Below are 18,660 nucleotides of genomic sequence, written 5' to 3' on the forward strand. Positions count from 1 at the left end.
CAGTTCCGGACAAATGCGTATTTCGGCCACAATACCTGCGCGAATCTGTATGAGCCAGGAATAGGAAGACATGTCGCTCAGGATGGCAGTTCACAGCGACACGCAACAGGTTCCTCCGCAACTCCTGTTGGGCAAGGTCCTCATACGCGATGCTGAACTAGTGGCATCCGCCGCAGGCGCCACCTACAGCCCACACCACACGACAATTTGGTCACTATCGAGCAGGAATCCATCACATGATCGGTCGCACCACCGCCGTCAAACGCAAGACGCCCGTATGGGCGAAGGTCCTCCTCTTCGTTTTCCTTATCCTGGTGGTTGCAGGTCTGGCGGGCGGTGCAGGTGTGGCGGCTGGCATATTCTTCGGCGCAGCGCACGAACGAGAAATCCAAGTGATCAGATCAGTTGAACTTCAGGAGCAGGTGGTGCTGGTGAGATCGGGGGTCACCGGCCTCAAGCCGGAACGCGAGGTCAACGACATTAATGGTTTCGTGATTCCGTGGAGCGACCGATCGTTGCTGCTGCAGTATGAGTTCGACACAATGGTAGGAATAGAGGGCCGCGAGGTCTCCATCGTCCCGACCGGTGAGAATTCCTTCCGGGTGATGATCCCGGACTTTATCCTCATTGGAACGGCCGACCCCAATTTTGCCGTTGTCAACCAGGAGAACGGTGTTCTCAGTTTTGCGACCCCGGAAATTGACACACTAAAACTGACACAGGAGATCCTCACCGACGATGCCTTAGCGGAGCACGTTGATGGCCTGCGCCCTGTGCTGGAGACACAAGCCCGCACCTTTTATACAAACATAATCACAGCGATCAATCCGGATGCCGCCCTCGAATTCGAATTCGCATAATGACCTCTGACAACGGACAGAAAGTGGATCCCACATTGGCAAGGAAACCAAAGCAACCCGCAGCCCACGCGCCCGAGATCGACGACCAGCCCTTTCTTGAGGCGAACGCCCAGGCGAAGAGCCGGTATGGCCGTTTCAACCTCGCGGTCGTGGGAGGAACAGGCGTTGGGAAGTCCTCGCTCGTCAACGCTGTGTTTGGGCGTGACTTGGCGAGGGTGGGGAAGGGCCTCCCTGTAACGCGCGGTGTGCATTACTTCCACGATGACTCGCTTGGGATCTGGGATCTCGAAGGCTTCGAGATCGGGTCACGCGACGCCCCAGCCGACATCCTCCGAAACCACCTGAAGACAATTTCGAAGAGACCGGCCATCGAGCAGGTCTCGGTCGTCTGGTACTGCGTGTTGTCTCAACTACCGCGTCTGACATCCCCTGACATCGACATGATCAAGGAGATGGATGCAGCAGGGCTGCCGGTCGTGCTCGTTCTTACGAAGGTTGATTGGATCAAGAACCCGGTGACGGGCAAGCGCTCAGCGCCAAAGGATGTCGAGGAGTTCCGCGACTGGCTCGAGGACCCAGTCGACGAGAATGGCGCGCGGATCACCATCCCCATCGAGCGGGTCATATTGACTTCAGCGAGCGGAAGGCACGGGAAGGGTATGGGGCACGGCCTCGGTGAACTCGTCACGGAGACCCTCACGCTTTCACCGGAGAGCGAGAAGGACGCCTTTCGCATTGCTCAGCGACTCAACCTCCCCTGGAAGCGCGAAATGGCGCGCCCAATCATCTCGGCAGCCGCGTCGGCAGCGGCTGCCACGGCTGCGATCCCAGTTCCGGTCGCGGATGCCGCTATTCTGGCGCCGATCCAGCTGACCATGCTGGGCCGAATCGCGGCTATCTATGACCTCGAGCTCACGACCATGCTCTCCATGGGAGCGCTTGCGCAGTTAGGCGCCCAGATCACTGGGCAGGCGCTTGCGCGTAGCTTCCTTAAGTTGATCCCCGGGGCGGGAAGCGTCGTGAGCGCAAGCGTTGCATTTGCACTCACGGCTGCCATCGGCGAGGGGTGGCTGCGACTGTGCGAACAAGTCCACACCGGCAAGGTTGATCTGGACAAGGTCGCTGAATCCTGGGGAGAATACGCTCCGAGCTTCATCGACGTCATCCGCAAGATGACCGAACAACGCATCATGAAGTCATAACAGTCAATCTAGAAGCCGACCAGAGGCAGGCGAGGTCGCTCGACGTGATCACAGCGAACCACCGCATCTATGAATGTCCCGGCGACAACCCCCTCAGGTGTACCGACGGCGAGCGCTTCGAGTGAAACACGCCCATCCGGCAGCCGGTCAGCTTCCTCCTTCACCGGCCTCGTAGGGGTGCGAGGATTGATTTGGTTAGCATTGAACCGGTTTTCAAGAACAGAAAATGTCACCCAGACCTTCAGCGGTCCCGTAGTCTGAGGACGTCATGACCACTTTCTCGGCTCCTCCACCGCCCTACCTTCGCCAAAGAACATCCACTTCCATCAGGCTTTTGGATTTGTTCGCCGGGGCTGGCGGATTGACGCACGGTTTCTATAGAGCCTCTAAGCGAGTTGTTACCGAGCGGGCTGTTGAGTTCGATGCGGCAGCGGCGGCTAGCTATTCCGCAACCTTCGGCGACAAAGTCTATGCGGGGCCGATTCAGGATTGGTTGCTTGAGGAACAAGTACCTGAGGCCGACGTAGTGATTGGCGGCCCTCCTTGCCAAGGCTTCTCGCAGCTCGGTAAGCGAGATTCGTCAGACGATCGGAACGGTCTCTGGGAGTCCTATGCTGAAACCTTGGCCCTTGCTAACCCTAGGTATTTTGTGGTGGAGAACGTACCTGCGTTTGCTCGATCCCAGCAGCTACAGGAGTTCACGAATGCGACATCTAAGGGTGGACTAATCGAGGATTACGCCTTTCAATGGCATATTCTCAACTCGGCCGACTACGGGGCACCGCAGGCACGAAAGCGAGCCATTTTAATTGGTCACCACCGAGACCTACAATTTCCGGGTTTCCCCCCTCCTACTCACATTGGACGTCACTCGACTGTACGGAAGGCATTCAAAGGGATCGACGTCGACGCCGACGGCACTGATCTACCGGATCGGAAACAGCTAGTAGGAAACCGGCTGATGCCCGGGGCGTTCAGCACTACCGAACTTCACCTCGGGCGTAGGTACGCAGATCTTTCCCTTGCTCGTTTCAGCGTTATACCGGAGGGGGGGAACAGATTCGATCTGCCGGAAAGCCTAAAAGCTAAATGCTGGATAAATCACAACAGCGGCTCGGGCGACGTAATGGGACGAATGCATTGGGATCGCCCTTCAGTGACCGTCCGGACCGAGTTTTTCAAGCCGGAGAAGGGCAGATACATCCATCCAATCGCGAACCGAGCCATTACCCATCTTGAAGCTGCCCGCCTTCAGGGGTTTCCAGACAATCACCAGTGGATAGGGTCTAAGACTGCCATTGCCAAGCAGATCGGCAACGCGGTGCCAACCGCTCTTGGGTCAGCGATTGCGCGACAGCTAGTTGAGTCTTTGTAAAGGTTGGATCTCATGTTCGACCCGATTCAGTAGATTATGGTTCCTTCTGGTTACCATGATGAAGGTCTCGGCGCTTGCCGCTAGCAACTATCTGATGGGGAATCGGACCAATGGCGGTTCAAAACGAATGGGCACGACCTGATTCAGCTCTTGGACGGTTCATTGCGTCCGAAACCGAAAGCGCTCTCGCAGCCTATAGGGCTCGACCTGACCTGATTCGTGAGCACAGCAACATTGAGGCAGCGATTTCACAAAGCGGCTATGGTCGCAAACAGCTCCACGAATTGATACAGAATGCTGCTGATGCCGTCTCGGTCCAAGGCGGACGCATCGAGATTGTCCTCACCGATGAAGCCCTCTACTGTGCCAACGAAGGTAACCCTTTCACCGAGGCCGGCTATCGAACACTCATGCTCTCGCATTCATCCGAGAAACGAGACGACCAAATTGGCAGATTCGGTCTTGGTTTCAAGTCCGTGATACAAATCTCTAGCGCTCCGATGATCTTCAGCAAAACCGGTTCCATCGCATGGAGTCAAACCCGAAGCAGGGAGATGTTGGAGAACATATACCCTGACCTTGAATCTTATCCACTACTTCGAATCGCGGAGCCTGTCGATATAACTACGGCAGCAGCATCGGATCCGACCCTGGCTGAGTTGCAAGAGTGGGCATCGACGATCGTCAAACTACCTCTTGTTGGCTATTTTCGATGGCTTTCGGAAGAGATGGAAGCATTTCCGCCCGAATTCCTTCTCTTCTCGCCCAAAATCACCAGTATAGATTTCGTCGATAAAATACAATCCCAAGAAAAATCTTGGAAGGCCTTCAGAAATGGTACCCAGGTCGTACTCACAGATGGCCATGTTCGAGACAGTTGGAAGATTTTTCGAGCAATCCATGAAGTGAGCGCAACCGCAGCGGTCGAAGCAGGAAGCATAGCCGCCCGCAATGAAATTGAACTGACATGGGCAGTTCCGGAAGGCGGGAACCCGCGCCGTAAAATGGGCCGGTTCTGGAATTATTTTCCGACCCAGCATCTCACCTCTTTGAGGGGCATAGTCAATGCCGCATTCAAGATGAATGAGGACCGGCACAGCATGCTAGAGATTGGATATAACCGGGAGATACTGACGAGAGCGCTTCCTCGAATGGTCGCTGCAGCATTGCCGCAGCTAACCACGTCCGAAGACCCAGGGGCCTATTTGGATATCCTTCCGTCGCGAGCAAAGGAAAAGGAAAACTGGGCCGACGGCACCATAAATACCCCAATTTTCAAAGCAATTGCTGCAGTGCCTGCCTTACCGGATCGATCAGGGAAGCTTCGCTCCATCGGGGATTTGAAAGTACAGCCCGCTTTGGATGAGGCGACGAAGCTCACTGGCCTATGGGATGCAGCGGTCGGACGGGACAGGCCCTGGTTGCATGAGACAGCGCTTGCTCGTGGTCGTGATGCCCAAGTTGCGCGCCTCTTGCTGGAGGCTAACCGCAAGCGCGCATCAATCGAGGAGTGGCTGGAGGAAGTTGCAATCGGGGGCACCCTCCAGGACTTCGAGAACGCACTGGAAATCGCGTCCATGATGGAAAAATCTCATCCTGATTATCGGGAAAAAGTGCGCCGTAGCCGAATAGTGTTAATGGCGGACGGAAGCGTCGAAGCACCAATAACGTCAAGAGTCTTCCTTCCTCTTGACGAGGGTGACGAGACAGCGAATCTCGTTTCCTATGAGCTCCTCCACCATGGGGAGACTAGCAAATACCTGAGGTCCCTTGACCTGCAAGCCCAGGATGGTCGCGGCCGAATCAACCGCGTTGCTCGAGAAGTTGGGGAAGATCAGGACAATATACAACTAGCAGAGTCCCTATGGCGCTTAACCCGATCACTCCCTGTTCCTGAAACCTTCGCCATCTTGAAGGAGCGAACGCTCCCCGAGCGAATTTTAGTTCGTTGCAGGGACAGTAAGTGGCGCCCCCTGGCCTCGGTCTGGCTTCCAGGACCGCTCATCACAGGCAACACGTCCGGAGATGAACATCTTCTTCTAGACGACAGATTCCACTCGCACGATGTAGCCCTTCTTCGGATGCTCCGCATTCCAGCTGGCCTTCCCGAAGCGGAAATGTGTAAGGCGGGAGGAACCTACAACCTGTGGAAAAGCGCCGAATCGGTTCGCCTTGCCGAGGAAACACGAGACAGTCCCGCCCCAACGTCGCCAGCCGGATTGGCGTTTCCAAAAGCCCTGGCAACGGAAGGCCTAGATCGTCTAGCTTCTGCATCTATTGCGACTCGAGCGCGGGTCACTAAGTTACTTCTGACAAGACCGCACTATCCCGCCAAGGTAGAGTTCAGTTCCTCCTACAGAGCGGCTCTTAGTATCGATGGCCCCGACCTGTGGTGGGTAAAGCAGTACGGATCACTTGAAACCTCATTGGGACTGGTCGATACGAAGCAATGTACCGGACAGATCAATGGTGTCCCCCAGGCATACATCCCGTTCGCGGGCGACGAGGAAGCCCGCGCTCTCGGCCTACACACCGACATAACACGAGTCAATTGGAGCTATGTGCTGCCGCTTGTCGAAAAGCGGCTTCCTATCGAGAAGGTGCACGAGCTTTACGGTCTTCTAGCAAAGAATGGGGTCAAAGCTCCGAAAGAGCTGCTCGTTCAACTCCCGAATCAAACCAGCACTAGGTACCTCACAAAGCATGTCCAGGTTGCAATGGACTCCAAGTCTTTCAGTCACCTACGTTCCGCTGGAGAGGCAGTCATCCATACCGGCCACCGGGACCTGGATGACGCCTTGGCAGAAAATTGGGCACTAAGTCTTCGAGAGATAGTCTTTTCCACCGAACTGACCTTCAAACTGTCTGACGAGGTACCGCCGGCCCTCCTCAGCGTCCACTACCCCTTCCTAAAGCGGGTCGCATCGGAGACGAAGCCGCAAACTACCTGCACGCCGTGCTTGTCCATCGAGGAAGTACAGACAAATAGCTTTGACTCCCGAACCCAGGTTGTACCAAAGGAATGGCACCTTGAACAGAACGTGTTGTACTACCGCGTAGGACAGGGCGAGCGTCCTCGCGTAGAGACAGTATTGGCAGCATTCGATAGCAAACGAGCTCCTTCTTCTGTCATCTCAAACATGGCTGCGCTAAAGACAGAGTTCGAGGCGCAGGAGCGGCGCGAGCGAGTCAGCCGACAAAAGACTGATGCGGGCAAGGTGGCCGAACTTGTCGGCCGACCAACTTTGAAAGCCCTGATCCCGCAGTCAGTTCTAGATCTACTGGCGAATCGAGGTCAGGAGCTTACCGACCAGCGGATGTTCGATATCGTCAGCAATCTTCATGGCTCGAGCCTATTGAAAGTATTGAAACCCGCTCTCGAGGAAGCGGGCATTCAAACTCCCGATCAATTCCGTGGGAGTAGGTCCGCGAGAGAGTTTGTACGTGATCTCGGATTCTCCCCTGAAATGGCAGGAGAAAGCATACGAAAGAAGCCGGAGCGCGAAGAATTCGTTGGACCGATTCGAATGAACCCCCTCCACGTCTACCAGGAATCAACAAGCCGGAAAATCACAGAGCTCCTCGCTGGCAGGACTAAGTCAACACGAGGTCTGGTACAGCTTCCAACTGGCGCTGGGAAAACTCGCGTTGCTGTGGAGTCCGTAGTTCGCCACCTAGTATCGACATCAGAAAAGAAGCTGGTCGTTTGGATTGCTCAATCTGAAGAGCTCTGTGAGCAAGCCATTGAGACCTGGTCCTACGTGTGGCAAGCAGCTGGCCCTCCCGGGGAGCGTATGGCTGTTAGCAGGCTTTGGGGAGGGAATTCCGCGGTGCCAGAGGACGCTAAGTTGCATCTGGTTATAGCCACAATTCAAACCCTCGCGAGCATCGTTGAATCCCGACGTCTAGTTTACGACTGGATGTCTGACCCGGACCTTGTCATTATCGACGAGGCGCATGGCGCGATCGCTACGTCCTATACACCTGTTCTGACGTGGTTTGGCCGTTCCTACACTGACAAGTCAAAACTATTGCTCGGTTTATCAGCAACCCCTTATCGGGGTTCTGACGAAAAGGAGACCGACAGACTAGTCAATCGTTTCGGGCGAAACCTTATCGAGCCAGATGAATTTGGTGCTGCCGGGGCCCACGAGTACCTCCAAGAGCTTGGGGTTCTAGCAAACGTGAAGCATGCGGAACTCAACGGCATTGAGCTCCAGCTGAGGGATATCAGGTCAGCAAAAGACCAAGACGTCCAGACCGCAATGTTGGAAGCCCGTCTTGACCTTCAACAGGTTGCCGGAAGCTCAGCACGGAACGAAGTCATCCTCGATCACCTCACAAATCAACAAGCATCGGGGCCAACGCTGGTTTTCGCTGCTTCGGTGGAACACGCCGAAGCGTTAGCCGCAGTGCTCTCAGTTGAAGGAATCTCCGCAGCTGCCATTTCCGGAAAAACGGATCTTAGCCATCGACGATCCATCATCGAAGACTTTCGCCGCGGCAAAATTCAAGTTCTCACAAACTTCGATGTGCTGTCCCAGGGGTTCGACGCGCCAAAAGTTGACGCGGTGTACGTCTGTCGCCCAACGTTCTCGCCAAATAAGTACATCCAGATGATCGGGCGCGGTCTACGAGGACCTCTCAACGGCGGGAGTGAGGAGGTGCTGATTGTCAATGTTAAGGACAATTTGGACCAGTATGGGACTGAACTGGCATTTACTAAGTTCGACTACCTCTGGAATCGCGAGGCTTTAAGTGCTCGCTGACATCGAACTCGATGAGAGTCAGCGAGCGGTAGCGGAAGCCGAAGCGGATGCGCGGCTGTTCGTCACCGCCGCAGCGGGACAAGGAAAGACCGAGGTGCTTCTCGCACGGGTGAAGACTCTGGTTGAGGACGGCTTGAACCCTGCGGACGAGATACTGGTACTGAGCTTCTCTCGAGCTGCTGTCGAGGCCGTGCGGAAGCGGGCACGCGCCCATGACCTCGACGGACTCCAGATTCGAACTTTCGACTCCTTTGCGGCACAGATTTTGCTCGATATGGATGAGGAGGTGCTGGGGGACAGCTTCGAAAAACGAATAAGGAAAGCCACTGATTATGTGTCTGGGGACGACACTCCTGAGAGGGTTCTTCAACTGAAGCACCTTCTGATCGATGAGGCACAGGACCTCGTAGGGGATCGCGCCGAACTGGTTCTCGCCCTGCTCGTAGCGCTCGGCGACGATATAGGCTTCACCGTGCTCGGGGATCCTCTACAAGGCATATATGATTTCCAGCTCAAAGAGTCTGCATCCAAATTGGCATCGGGCGAGCTTATCGAGAAATTAAAGACGGAATTCAGCGCAGAGCACGAGACGCTGTCGAAGCACTATCGGGCTCTTACCGACCGCACCAAAGAGTTGATCACTGTCGGCGAGGAAATTCGAAGCCTCGGGAAGCTGGACGATGCAACTGCCAAGACTGCTCACCAACTCCTCGACGGGTTTAGAAGGCAGGTAAGCAGCACCTCGGTGTTGAACGAATCCGGAGCTTTAGGTCCGAACGATGGTGAGACAACAGCCCTCCTTTGTTCGACCAACTATGAGGTTCTTGTAGCTAGTGAGCTTCTATGGCAGAACGGCTACCGGCATCTCGTTCGGAGGAAAGCCCAGGACATGAGCGTGGCGCCATGGGTGCATGCAGTGTTCAAGGATCTCGAAGACCGCACTTACGATGCGGACGACATCAGGTTCAGGCTGACAACACTCTTCGGAGATTCCGCTGGTGACCTCTGGCTCGCACTCAAAACGGCTGAAGGGATTTTCGCTGCATACGACTCCCTCAATGTTCCTCAACTGAGTCGACGTCTCCGTAACCGATCAGTACCACTGACATTAACAGTGGCGGACACCGCAGACCTGGTGGTCTCTACCGTCCACAGGGCGAAGGGCCTTGAATTCACCAACGTCCTCTACATGCAGCCCGAGTTCGGCTCACCGGCGGCTGAGGAGAACGAGGCGACGCTGAAGCAGAAGTACGTAGCATTGAGCCGTGCACGGGAGGAGATCATCTCCACGAAGCTTCCCAAGAAGCTCCTTCAACGCGCCGACGGCTCCACAGGACGCTGGCTGGAAAAGGCCTATGGAAAGTATGGCCCGTACACAGCTCGAATGGAGTTCACCAACTCGGACATCGATGACGTATCGCCCTATTACCCCGCCAGCGGAGAGGCCACAGCCGTCCAAGAGAATCTCGTTCTGGAGAACCTCTTAGGTCAGGTTGTCTCCGGTTCGTTGGAATTTGAACCGGAGCCGGGTGAAGTGCCGCGATACCAGCTCACCACCGATGACGGCAAAGTGATCGGTAGGACGAGCACATCGTTCGCCTACGCCTTCAAGAACAGTTTGGGGTTCAGAAAAGGCGGTAGTTTCCAATGGCCTGCGGGATTCACCGGTGCACGCGTCACGTCCATCGAGTGCGCTACAGGTCACCCGGAGGAGACGAAACTGACGGGATTGGGATCCTCGGGCATGTGGTTGGTCCCTCGACTAACCGGATTGATCAAGCGGACCACGAATCAGGAGCAATAAGTGTCGACACTGGACGCCAAATACGACTTCCGCCGAGAAATGGTGGACCGCCTCGAGACAGACTTGTACGGTCCTGGATCGGAGGAAGAGCTGATTACGGAACGCCCGCTCGAGCGTTACGTCACGGGTGTGCTGTGGCCTGCTCAGGACGAAACCTACGTCGAGGCGCCGGACGAACCCGAGTCCGTATCCGCCGTTGCCGGAGAAGCTTCAGTCGACAGCCCAGTGGCAAATGCGCGGCTGACCTACCCGAGCAGCGTGGGTATGACGGTCTCCGTCGATACGCGACTGGCAACGAAGCTTACCGTGAACCCGGTCGCAGCACGCTATACGCCCGTGCAGACTGATCGAGAGAGCGGAAGTAAGAGGCGAGACGTCTACGACTGGCAGCGGCAGCCGACAGACTTGGGAGACATCGAGGTCGATCTCATATCTCCCGGGCCGCAGCGTCACCTGCTCGAGGGCGGTGCGCTCGAACTCTACGCATTGGCTCGACCGGCGGAAAATGGTGTGGTGACAGTCACCGTGGTCCTGCGCAACACGCAACCGAAACCGCCCGGCTCCGATGATAGAGACATCGCCTGCTGGTTCCAGGTCGGCCTGACCGTCAGCACCGAGCACGCAGCCCTGGTCGATCGGTCCAAGCTCCGGGTAAACCTTCCGGCGGACGCCGACCTTGCCTCTTCTGAATTGCTTTACCGGAATCACATGATCTTCGGTGCTGGTCACGGTTGCGCAGTGGAAGTGGACCCCGCAGACGTCGACAGTCCACGGTGCCGCCGAGTGACGACGACCTTCATTCCTCGCCAGGACGTCCCTCGCTCGATGGCAGGCGAAAGCGCCGCAGACCTGTCACTTTCGCTCCTGGGAACCGGCACTCGCAAGGAAGTTCTCGCCCAACTGACTCAACTGGCCACGGACTACTCGTCGTGGATAACGACAACCACGAAATCGATGTCCGCCGACGGGCCATCCCATGTCCCCTCGCACCTTCGGGGCGTCGGCGAGAAGCATATGGAGCAGGCTACCGAAGCGCACGGAAGAATCTCAAAGGGTATAAAGCTTCTGGCTGAGAACGACGTAGCCTTCGAAGCCTTCCAACTGGCGAACAGCGCGATGCACATGCAGCGCGCACGTCAGGACTGGGTGCGTAAAGGTGCTCAGGCCGAGTTCGAGCTCGGCAAGCAGTCCTGGCGCCCGTTCCAGATCGCCTTCATCCTCATCAACCTGCCATCGGTCACTGATGATCAGGACGAAGAGCGCGACATAGCGGACCTTCTGTGGTTCCCTACCGGCGGTGGTAAGACCGAGGCCTACCTCGGGTTAATCGCATATCTCCTCCTGCTTCGCCGCTTGCGTGACAGCAGCGTTCGAGGGGTCGCCGTGATCATGCGATACACCCTACGGCTCCTGACCATCCAGCAGTTCGAACGTGCTGCCATGCTCATCTGTTCGCTCGAGTCCGTCCGCCAGCAGGACGAACAACGTCTCGGCGCAGAGTCATTTGGCATCGGGCTCTGGGTCGGAGGTGGGGCCACACCCAACGACATCCGCACCGCCAAGACGAACCTCGCCAAACTCAAGCGGAACGAGGACGTGGTCGAGGGGAATCCGCGCCAGATCGAAGCATGTCCCTGGTGTGGAACGCGGCTGACCGTCGACGACTATCGGATCATTAAGGTCCCCTACGACCGCATGACGGTGAACTGCGCGAATGAGCACTGTCAGTTCAGAGATGGGCTTCCGGTTCACATCATCGACACCGATGTCTACCGCGAGCGTCCCGAGCTCGTCATCGGGACCGTGGACAAATTCGCCAGCATGGCGTGGCGCGGTGAGGTTTCGACTCTCTTCGGCCGACATTCGGCGTCCGATCTCGGGCCGGACCTGATCATCCAGGACGAACTGCACCTGATCTCGGGCCCACTGGGGTCGACGGTCGGCCTGTTCGAGACGGCTGTCGATCTAGCGGCAGGTGGAATCAATCGCCCCGGCGGTTCGGACGGACGCAAGCCGAAGATCATTGCTTCGACGGCAACCATCCGCCGGGCTGAACAGCAGATTCGTTCCGTGTTCAATCGAGATTCCAGACTCTTCCCACCCCCCGGGCTCGACCCTGACGACTCATTCTTTGCGGAAAGGGCTCCGTCAGACCGATTCGGCACCCGGCAGTACGTCGGGGTACTCGCTTCGGGCACTAGTCACGCGACGCTGATGGTCCGTACGTACGCATCGCTATTGCACTCGGCGAACGTCATCGATGCGAATGAGCAGACGGATCGTGACCCCTACTGGACGCTGGTGGGTTACTTCAACAGTCTCCGCGTCCTGGGCTCTGCTTACCTCCAGGTGTACGACGACGTACGTGCCCGCCTCTCGCTCCTGGCGAGACGAGAGGGCCTCGACTCGTCACGGAGCATCCAACTGAGCGAGTTAACGAGTCGCGTGGAGAACCACAAGATCCCGGAGGCACTTAAGGCGCTTGAGAAGAGCTTGATGAGCGACCTCACGCCCGAGGATGTCGTCCTCGCAACCAACATGATCTCGGTGGGTCTCGACGTCGACAGGCTCGGTCTCATGGCGGTCATGGGTCAGCCGCAGTCGAGCGCCGAGTACATCCAGGCGACCAGCCGTGTAGGACGGCAGCATCCTGGACTCGTCGTGACGATCTTCAACGCAGCACGGACGCGGGACCGCTCGCACTACGAGTCCTTCAACGACTTTCACGGTGCACTGTACCGCGCTGTGGAAGCCACCAGCGCTACACCTTTCGCTGCCAGGTCCCGCGACCGTGGTCTTCATGCAACTCTCGTATCGGCTCTCCGAATGCTCGTTCCGGAGCTGCGGGAGGAGGCTGGCCAGGTGCGAGTGGAGTCCCATCTGGTCGACCAGGTCATGTCCCTCATCGGGGACCGCGTGGAGGCTATCGACCACGAGGAAGCTGGGGCAACGCGAGATGAGCTCGAACGCCTACTGAATATCTGGCGAAAGGCTGCCTCGGACGATGCCGACCTCCCGTACCAGAAGAAGAAGACCAGCCCACAGGCCCTTCTCATCGATTCAAGCAAAGCCCTAGAGGACCCTGACTTCGTCTACAGCACCAGCACCACCCCATGGCCGACACCGCGCAGCATGCGGGACGTCGACGCCGAAACCGCTCTCCGTCCCGCACCTTTGAGGAAGGACGCCTTCAATGGCTAGGAAGACCTACGCTGCGCGTCGCAGTCAGCTGATTTCGACATTCGGAGTAGGAAGTCTTTTCCCTGCCGAGAACAACAGTTTCATGATCACGAGTATCGATCAGTGGGACAGAAAGCACCTCAAGCCGGTCAGTGAACCACGTTTGGCCCGAAGTCTGGGCGTGACCCAACTCTTGCTGCCACCCGCAGGTGTGAGGGGCAAAATCCCGGTAGTGCGCTTTCCTTCCATGCTCGTGTGTCCGGTCTGCCATCGGATAGGTACGACCAAGCAATTGCAGGCCTCGTACGAGGACCCGAAATGTGGTCTGTGCAAATCGCTGGCGCCATTGACGCCGTCCCGTTTTGTTATCGCCTGCGAGGACGGTCACATCGATGACTTCCCCTATGGCTACTGGGTTCATGGCTATTCGCCGAACGACGACGCCGAGCACAAACTGAGCCTCCTGTCCGAGGGCCGAACGTCGTCGCTCGCCGATATGGTAGTCCGCTGCTCATGCGGCAAATCCCGAACGATGGCTGACGCGTTCAACTCGATCGCGCTCAAAGAAATGAAGTGTCAGGGCAACCGGCCGTGGCTCGGCTGGGGCTACCGTGACCGGGAATGCGGAAAGCCTCCGAAGACCGTCCAGCGCGGCGCATCGAACGTCTGGTTCCCTGTCGTCCGCTCTGCCATCTCTATCCCTCCCTATTCGGAATTTCTCGCGAAAGTGGTCACGGCGAACGCCGCGCAGCTCGCCAAACCTCAGGCACTCGATGCAGAGTCAACATGGGTGCTAGAGGGGATCGCCGAGAGCTTCAACGGACGGTTCACTGTTGACGAGTTGCGTGCGGAGATCAGGCGGCAGTTCCATGGCGACAACGAGACAGAGTTGTCAGAAGAGCAGCTGCGCGAGCAGGAATTCATGGCGTTGATCAATGGGCGCCGCGACAGTCCGGACACCGATTTCGTTTCCGAGATAGTTGCTGTCCCCGAGTCTCATTCGCACTGGGTCAAAGCCACTCGAAAAGTCACGCGGCTCCGAGAGGTTCGCGCTCTATACGGCTTCAGTCGATTGCATCCCCGCAGTGAGGACAACCCAGAGGCGACCCCGTCCCCGCTATTCCCCGATGACAACAAACAGAATTGGTTGCCTGCGATCGAGACCCTGGGCGAGGGTCTGTTCATCGCACTCGACCGTCATCAGGTCGAGGAATGGGCCAAGACGGACTTCGCAGCAGGAAGAGAAAAGACTCTCAGGCAGAACTCGAAGCGTGCTGCTGAACAACGAGGTCAGGATCCCGTACCGGTGAATATTGCCGAGACCTTGATTCACACGTTGTCGCATATCATCATCGATCAGCTCTCGCTCGATGCAGGCTACCCGTCGTCGTCCATTCGGGAGCGCCTCTACGTTGGACAGGACCAGGTGGGTGTACTGCTCTACACGGCTTCTTCCGACTCGGCAGGGAGCCTGGGCGGCATCGCCGCCCAGGCAGGACCGGGCCGGCTCGGCGCTGCACTCGATGAAGGCCTCTTCCGGACATCGTGGTGTTCCGCAGACCCTGTATGTATCGAGTCTCGCGGCTCTGGTACCGACGCTCGTAATCTCGCCGCGTGCCATTGCTGTGTGCTGGTACCGGAGACCAGCTGCGAACTGTTCAACTCGAACCTCGATAGGGGAACGCTGTTCGGAGTGCACGGACAGATCGGGCTCGGCTTCAGAGATTGGGCGACGTTGAATCCACTGCAGTCGCTGGCTAACGACGGCGCGACCTCGGCCGGAGACGTCGATGACGGAATTCCGGAAAACGTCCGTCAAAGTCCCTGGCTCACGGTATTCACCGAATCCGGACCGACCTTGCGTGAGCTCGTCTCAGAGCTCGTCGACGCCGACGTCGAGCCGGGCGATTGGGGTTCCGACATCGGTCCGGACAACCAGTGGCAGATCGACCTCTCCTGGCCGGGCGCACGAGTCGCAGTTCTGGAGAACAGAGACGAGAACCGCGACGACTGGCTGGCAGAGGAGGGCTGGACGGTCTACCACACGGCCGACTTCTCCCCCGGCGACCTGGCGGATAAATTAGCGGATAGGGCCTACTAAATCTTAGAGGGGGGTCGGGCCACCGACCCCCCTCTAAGTCCCCCGTCTCAGTCCAGGAAGTATTCGTAGCTCAGGGGATTCAAGTTCTCCGGCGAAGGTCGCCAGTCCGGGTAAACGCTCATCGTTCCCTCATCGGTGGTGATTGAACCGTCGAGATGCCGTTCCCATGAGATCTCCGCGACGACAACCAGGTCGGTCAGTCCATAGTCGTTCGCATGGGTGACCTCGTTCCGAGTCAGGATGACCTTCTCGACGTAGCCCTGTGAGCCCTTCACCTCGACGTGGCGTTCCTCGTCTCTTCTCGTTGCGAGTAGATCGTACGACCGATAGGCACCGACGTCTTCTACGCAGTAACCGTCGGCTTCGTAATGCGCAATAGCCTGCCGGACGGCCTGCATCTCGATAGCCTTTTTCAGAATCGGGTCGGCACAGAAGCCGGCGTACCGCTGTCGCACCCCGTTCTGTCCGCTGATGGGCGGCGAGACGAGCGGGGTGTCGAACCCACCCCAATCGCTGTCAGGGAGCATGCTCGGCACCAGCCGCACAACCTGCTCTGGCATTTTGAAGAGGTAGCCCTCGTTCGGCTTTAGGCCCGCCCTCGGATGTCTATTAAATGGGAAATATATCGTCTGCTTTGGGCTGCTGAATTTTTCCGTCAGGTTCCTAAGGACACCGAGAACGTCTTCTTGGTGATGCGCTCTTAACTCGGTCAGCAGCAAGGGATTCTTTAGCGCGGTGTAATTGGATAATGGGATCACATCTGCGGCTTGACCCAACCAGTCGCCACGGCCATTCTGCAGAGCACCTGCCACAACGGAAGCTCCATACACTCCTGGTTTCCAACGCATGGGATTCTTTCGGCTGAGCCAGTGGATGACGATATCGCCTACCTGAACATCATTCATCCGATCATGCCGACTGGCCCCCGGAGCGATGAGCTGACTCCCAAACCTTTCCTCGTAGACCACCTCCATCCAATACCGCTGAGAAGCATCATCGTCCCACCAGCGAGCCTTCTTCCTCACCGCACGGACGGTCATAGCTCCCCCAAATTGCTTGTATCTGAAATGTCGCTTCTAGAAACTACTTTGTACCAAGCAACTCCGACGGTTTACCGCTCCAGGACACGACCAGACCATCGCGGGCGCGTGTCGCCGCCACATAGAGCAGCGACCGTTCCCGAAGAATGGCATCGGCCCGCTCCGCTGGCGCCAGGCCCCCCACCTGATAGGAGGCCGGCAAGAATTGGTCCGAAAGACCGAAAAGAACAACCCTCGTGAACTCCATGCCCTTCGATCGGTGCATGGTCATCACTGACGGCACACCGGGCACCGTCGCCGCACCCGCCGTTCTAGCTTGAAGGTCGCGTTCGTTCAACCCGTTGATGACCTTACCGATCTGGAAATTGGACCGGACAAGGATTCCGACGGTCTCGAGTGGAACCCCCTCGTCTTTCCATTTCCGCAGACAGTCGGCTAGGTTGTCGAGTTCCTCAGGAATAGAAGCCGAAGCTATCTCCTCCGGCCGCGGCCCTACCCGCGACGAGGTGTATCCGTTGATCGACTCTTCCCCGCCTTCAATATCCGTCACAGGAGCACCATTAAGGAGTCCGACGGCGTACGCCAGGTTTTGCTGTGTGGTGCGGTAGTTGAGCGTCAACCGGCGAGCACGACCAACAATGCCAATGCCGAAGCGAGACAACGGGACTTTCTGGCCGTAAATACGCTGATGCGAGTCCTCGGCGATGAAAAGGTCGTTGGGTCCCTGCTGGACCAGCTCCCGGAGGAACAGCCAGTGGCCTGCGTGCAGGTCCTGTGCTTCATCGATCAGAACATGATCGATAAGATGTGCCCCGCCGTTCTCTGCACGCTGGCGGAGCACTAGGGCCGCGAGGTGCGCCAGCTCCACAAACGATGCGTGCATCTCGATCCTGTTGTAGTAGCGGTAGCCCTCTACGATCTTCCAAACTCCAAGACGCTTCGCCCTGTTTAAGGCCGTGCCTCGGCCGGCGCGTGGCACCTTCAGATACTCATCCTTGCCGCTGATGAAATTGGGTAGGATCACGGTTTCGTACTCCTGCTGGAGGAATGTCGCGTTGGCTAGCTCCGGTTCCAGCTGGTGATCGACGTCAGCCAGTGCTGACTCCCATTGCTGACGCGCGGTGTCCGCGTCCAGAATTTTGCCGGGTGCGGAAACCTCTAGCCCGAAGAGATCCTTCATGGCCCGGCGCTGTTCCGTCTCCTGCGCACCGCGGAAGACCTTGTTGACGAGTGAGTCCACGCCTGAGATATGAACCCCCGGTGCTCCCGGCTTAGCTGCCCGGGTGAGCCCGGCGTCCAGTTTGGATAAGCCGCTCTCAAGCGATTCAGCAAGGGTCGTAGTGTAGGTGGTCAGGACGATGCGCGACGTCGGGTCGGCCACAGCCAACATCCGCGCGCGGTGGAGTAGGACCACCGTCTTTCCGGTTCCGGCGCCACCGGACAGGCGGAAGGACCCGTTGTAGTTGCGTTCCGAGTAAACCCGCTGTTCCGGATGGAGGAACGTCCGCCACGAATCGAAGTCCCCACCTTCGATCACCTTTTTGAGTTCATCGGAGTTGTCACCGACGAAGGTGAATTGCATCCTCGTGGCTGGGTGCTCGAGGGACTTGCGAATTTTCTCCTCGTCTGTCGCCTGTGGGTCATCCACGTAGCGGCTCAAGGCGAGCTTGTCCTGGACCTCTTGGACTGAAGTGCCAGCAGCCAGCTCAAGGAGCGCTGTCGCCTGCCATTCAGGCGCTCCATCCAAGACGTCTAGAAGGCCTTCGTCCGAGGAAGCGGCGAAAGCCTGCCCCACAAGATCTGTGGCTAGGCCAAGTTCAGAGACCAATTCGGTTGGATCCATGCCGCAAACAAGGAGAGGGTTGCTCCATGGACTAGCAGGTGCTTCCCGGGCCATTTTGTTCTCGACCGCCGAAATGGGGGGCTCGACGTCGGGATCCGGGGTCGCAGGAGGCTCTGCAGGAGGGGTATGTGAAGTGGGAGACGGCCCGCCGTCGGGCGTGGAGGCCCGGATAACTTCAAGGACACCGTTGACGGAGTTCACTTGGAGGACGCTCGAGCGCGCAATATCGATTGCCTCGTCGTGGGGCCAGGCGCCGTAGTAGAAATAGTGGGGGATGCCATCGAAGGCGACTTTGAAAAGGACTGCTCGGAAGTTCAGGTCAATCCGGCCTGTCCGCACACGGGAATCCGCGGGACTGTGCATCGGTTCGATGTGCAACCCCGGCGCGGTGTCATCCTTTTGAAGCTTCTCGAAAAAGGAATACACCTTATTCTTCATCGTGCCGTCGATTTTGTCCTTTTGCTTGATCCACGTAACTAGCGCCAT

At 57.5% G+C, this 18,660-nt stretch carries 9 protein-coding genes; 7 read left to right on the forward strand and 2 right to left on the reverse strand.

Annotation, left to right across the window (positions count from 1 at the left end; all coding sequences use genetic code 11):
- The first annotated feature begins 236 nt into the window (after positions 1–236).
- The 7 genes from ACX80G_RS01135 (at position 237) to drmB (ending at position 15,291) form a co-directional block, all read left to right on the forward strand.
- Positions 237–860, forward strand: coding sequence for a hypothetical protein (locus ACX80G_RS01135; protein ID WP_459305132.1), 624 nt, complete (start codon positions 237–239; stop codon positions 858–860).
- Positions 860–2,062, forward strand: coding sequence for a GTPase family protein (locus ACX80G_RS01140; protein ID WP_459305133.1), 1,203 nt, complete (start codon positions 860–862; stop codon positions 2,060–2,062). The genes ACX80G_RS01135 and ACX80G_RS01140 overlap by 1 nt, the downstream gene beginning before the upstream one ends.
- Positions 2,063–2,330: 268 nt before the next feature.
- On the forward strand, positions 2,331–3,437 hold the full coding sequence (locus tag ACX80G_RS01145) for a DNA cytosine methyltransferase (RefSeq protein ID WP_459305134.1): 1,107 nt from the start codon (positions 2,331–2,333) through the stop codon (positions 3,435–3,437).
- 110 nt (positions 3,438–3,547) lie between these two features.
- Entirely contained in the window at positions 3,548–8,206 is a 4,659-nt protein-coding gene (locus ACX80G_RS01150; RefSeq protein ID WP_459305135.1) for a DEAD/DEAH box helicase, read from the forward strand.
- The gene (locus ACX80G_RS01155; protein WP_459305136.1) at positions 8,196–10,010 is read left to right on the forward strand and encodes a UvrD-helicase domain-containing protein; all 1,815 of its coding nucleotides are present in this window, start codon (positions 8,196–8,198) and stop codon (positions 10,008–10,010) included. The genes ACX80G_RS01150 and ACX80G_RS01155 overlap by 11 nt, the downstream gene beginning before the upstream one ends.
- Positions 10,011–13,211, forward strand: a complete 3,201-nt coding sequence (locus ACX80G_RS01160; protein ID WP_459305137.1) for a helicase-related protein — start codon at positions 10,011–10,013, stop codon at positions 13,209–13,211.
- Positions 13,204–15,291, forward strand: a complete 2,088-nt coding sequence (gene drmB, locus ACX80G_RS01165) for a DrmB family protein (RefSeq protein ID WP_459305138.1) — start codon at positions 13,204–13,206, stop codon at positions 15,289–15,291. The genes ACX80G_RS01160 and drmB overlap by 8 nt, the downstream gene beginning before the upstream one ends.
- Before the next feature lie 47 nt (positions 15,292–15,338).
- Here the strand turns inward: drmB and ACX80G_RS01170 are convergent, their stop codons facing one another.
- Both ACX80G_RS01170 and ACX80G_RS01175 read right to left on the reverse strand, forming a co-directional pair.
- The gene (locus ACX80G_RS01170) at positions 15,339–16,331 is read right to left on the reverse strand and encodes a protein NO VEIN domain-containing protein (RefSeq protein WP_459305139.1); all 993 of its coding nucleotides are present in this window, start codon (positions 16,329–16,331) and stop codon (positions 15,339–15,341) included.
- A gap of 43 nt (positions 16,332–16,374) precedes the next feature.
- On the reverse strand, positions 16,375–18,660 hold the full coding sequence (locus ACX80G_RS01175) for a 3'-5' exonuclease (protein WP_459305140.1): 2,286 nt from the start codon (positions 18,658–18,660) through the stop codon (positions 16,375–16,377).

The sequence above is a fragment of the Arthrobacter glycogeni genome, assembly GCF_054510815.1.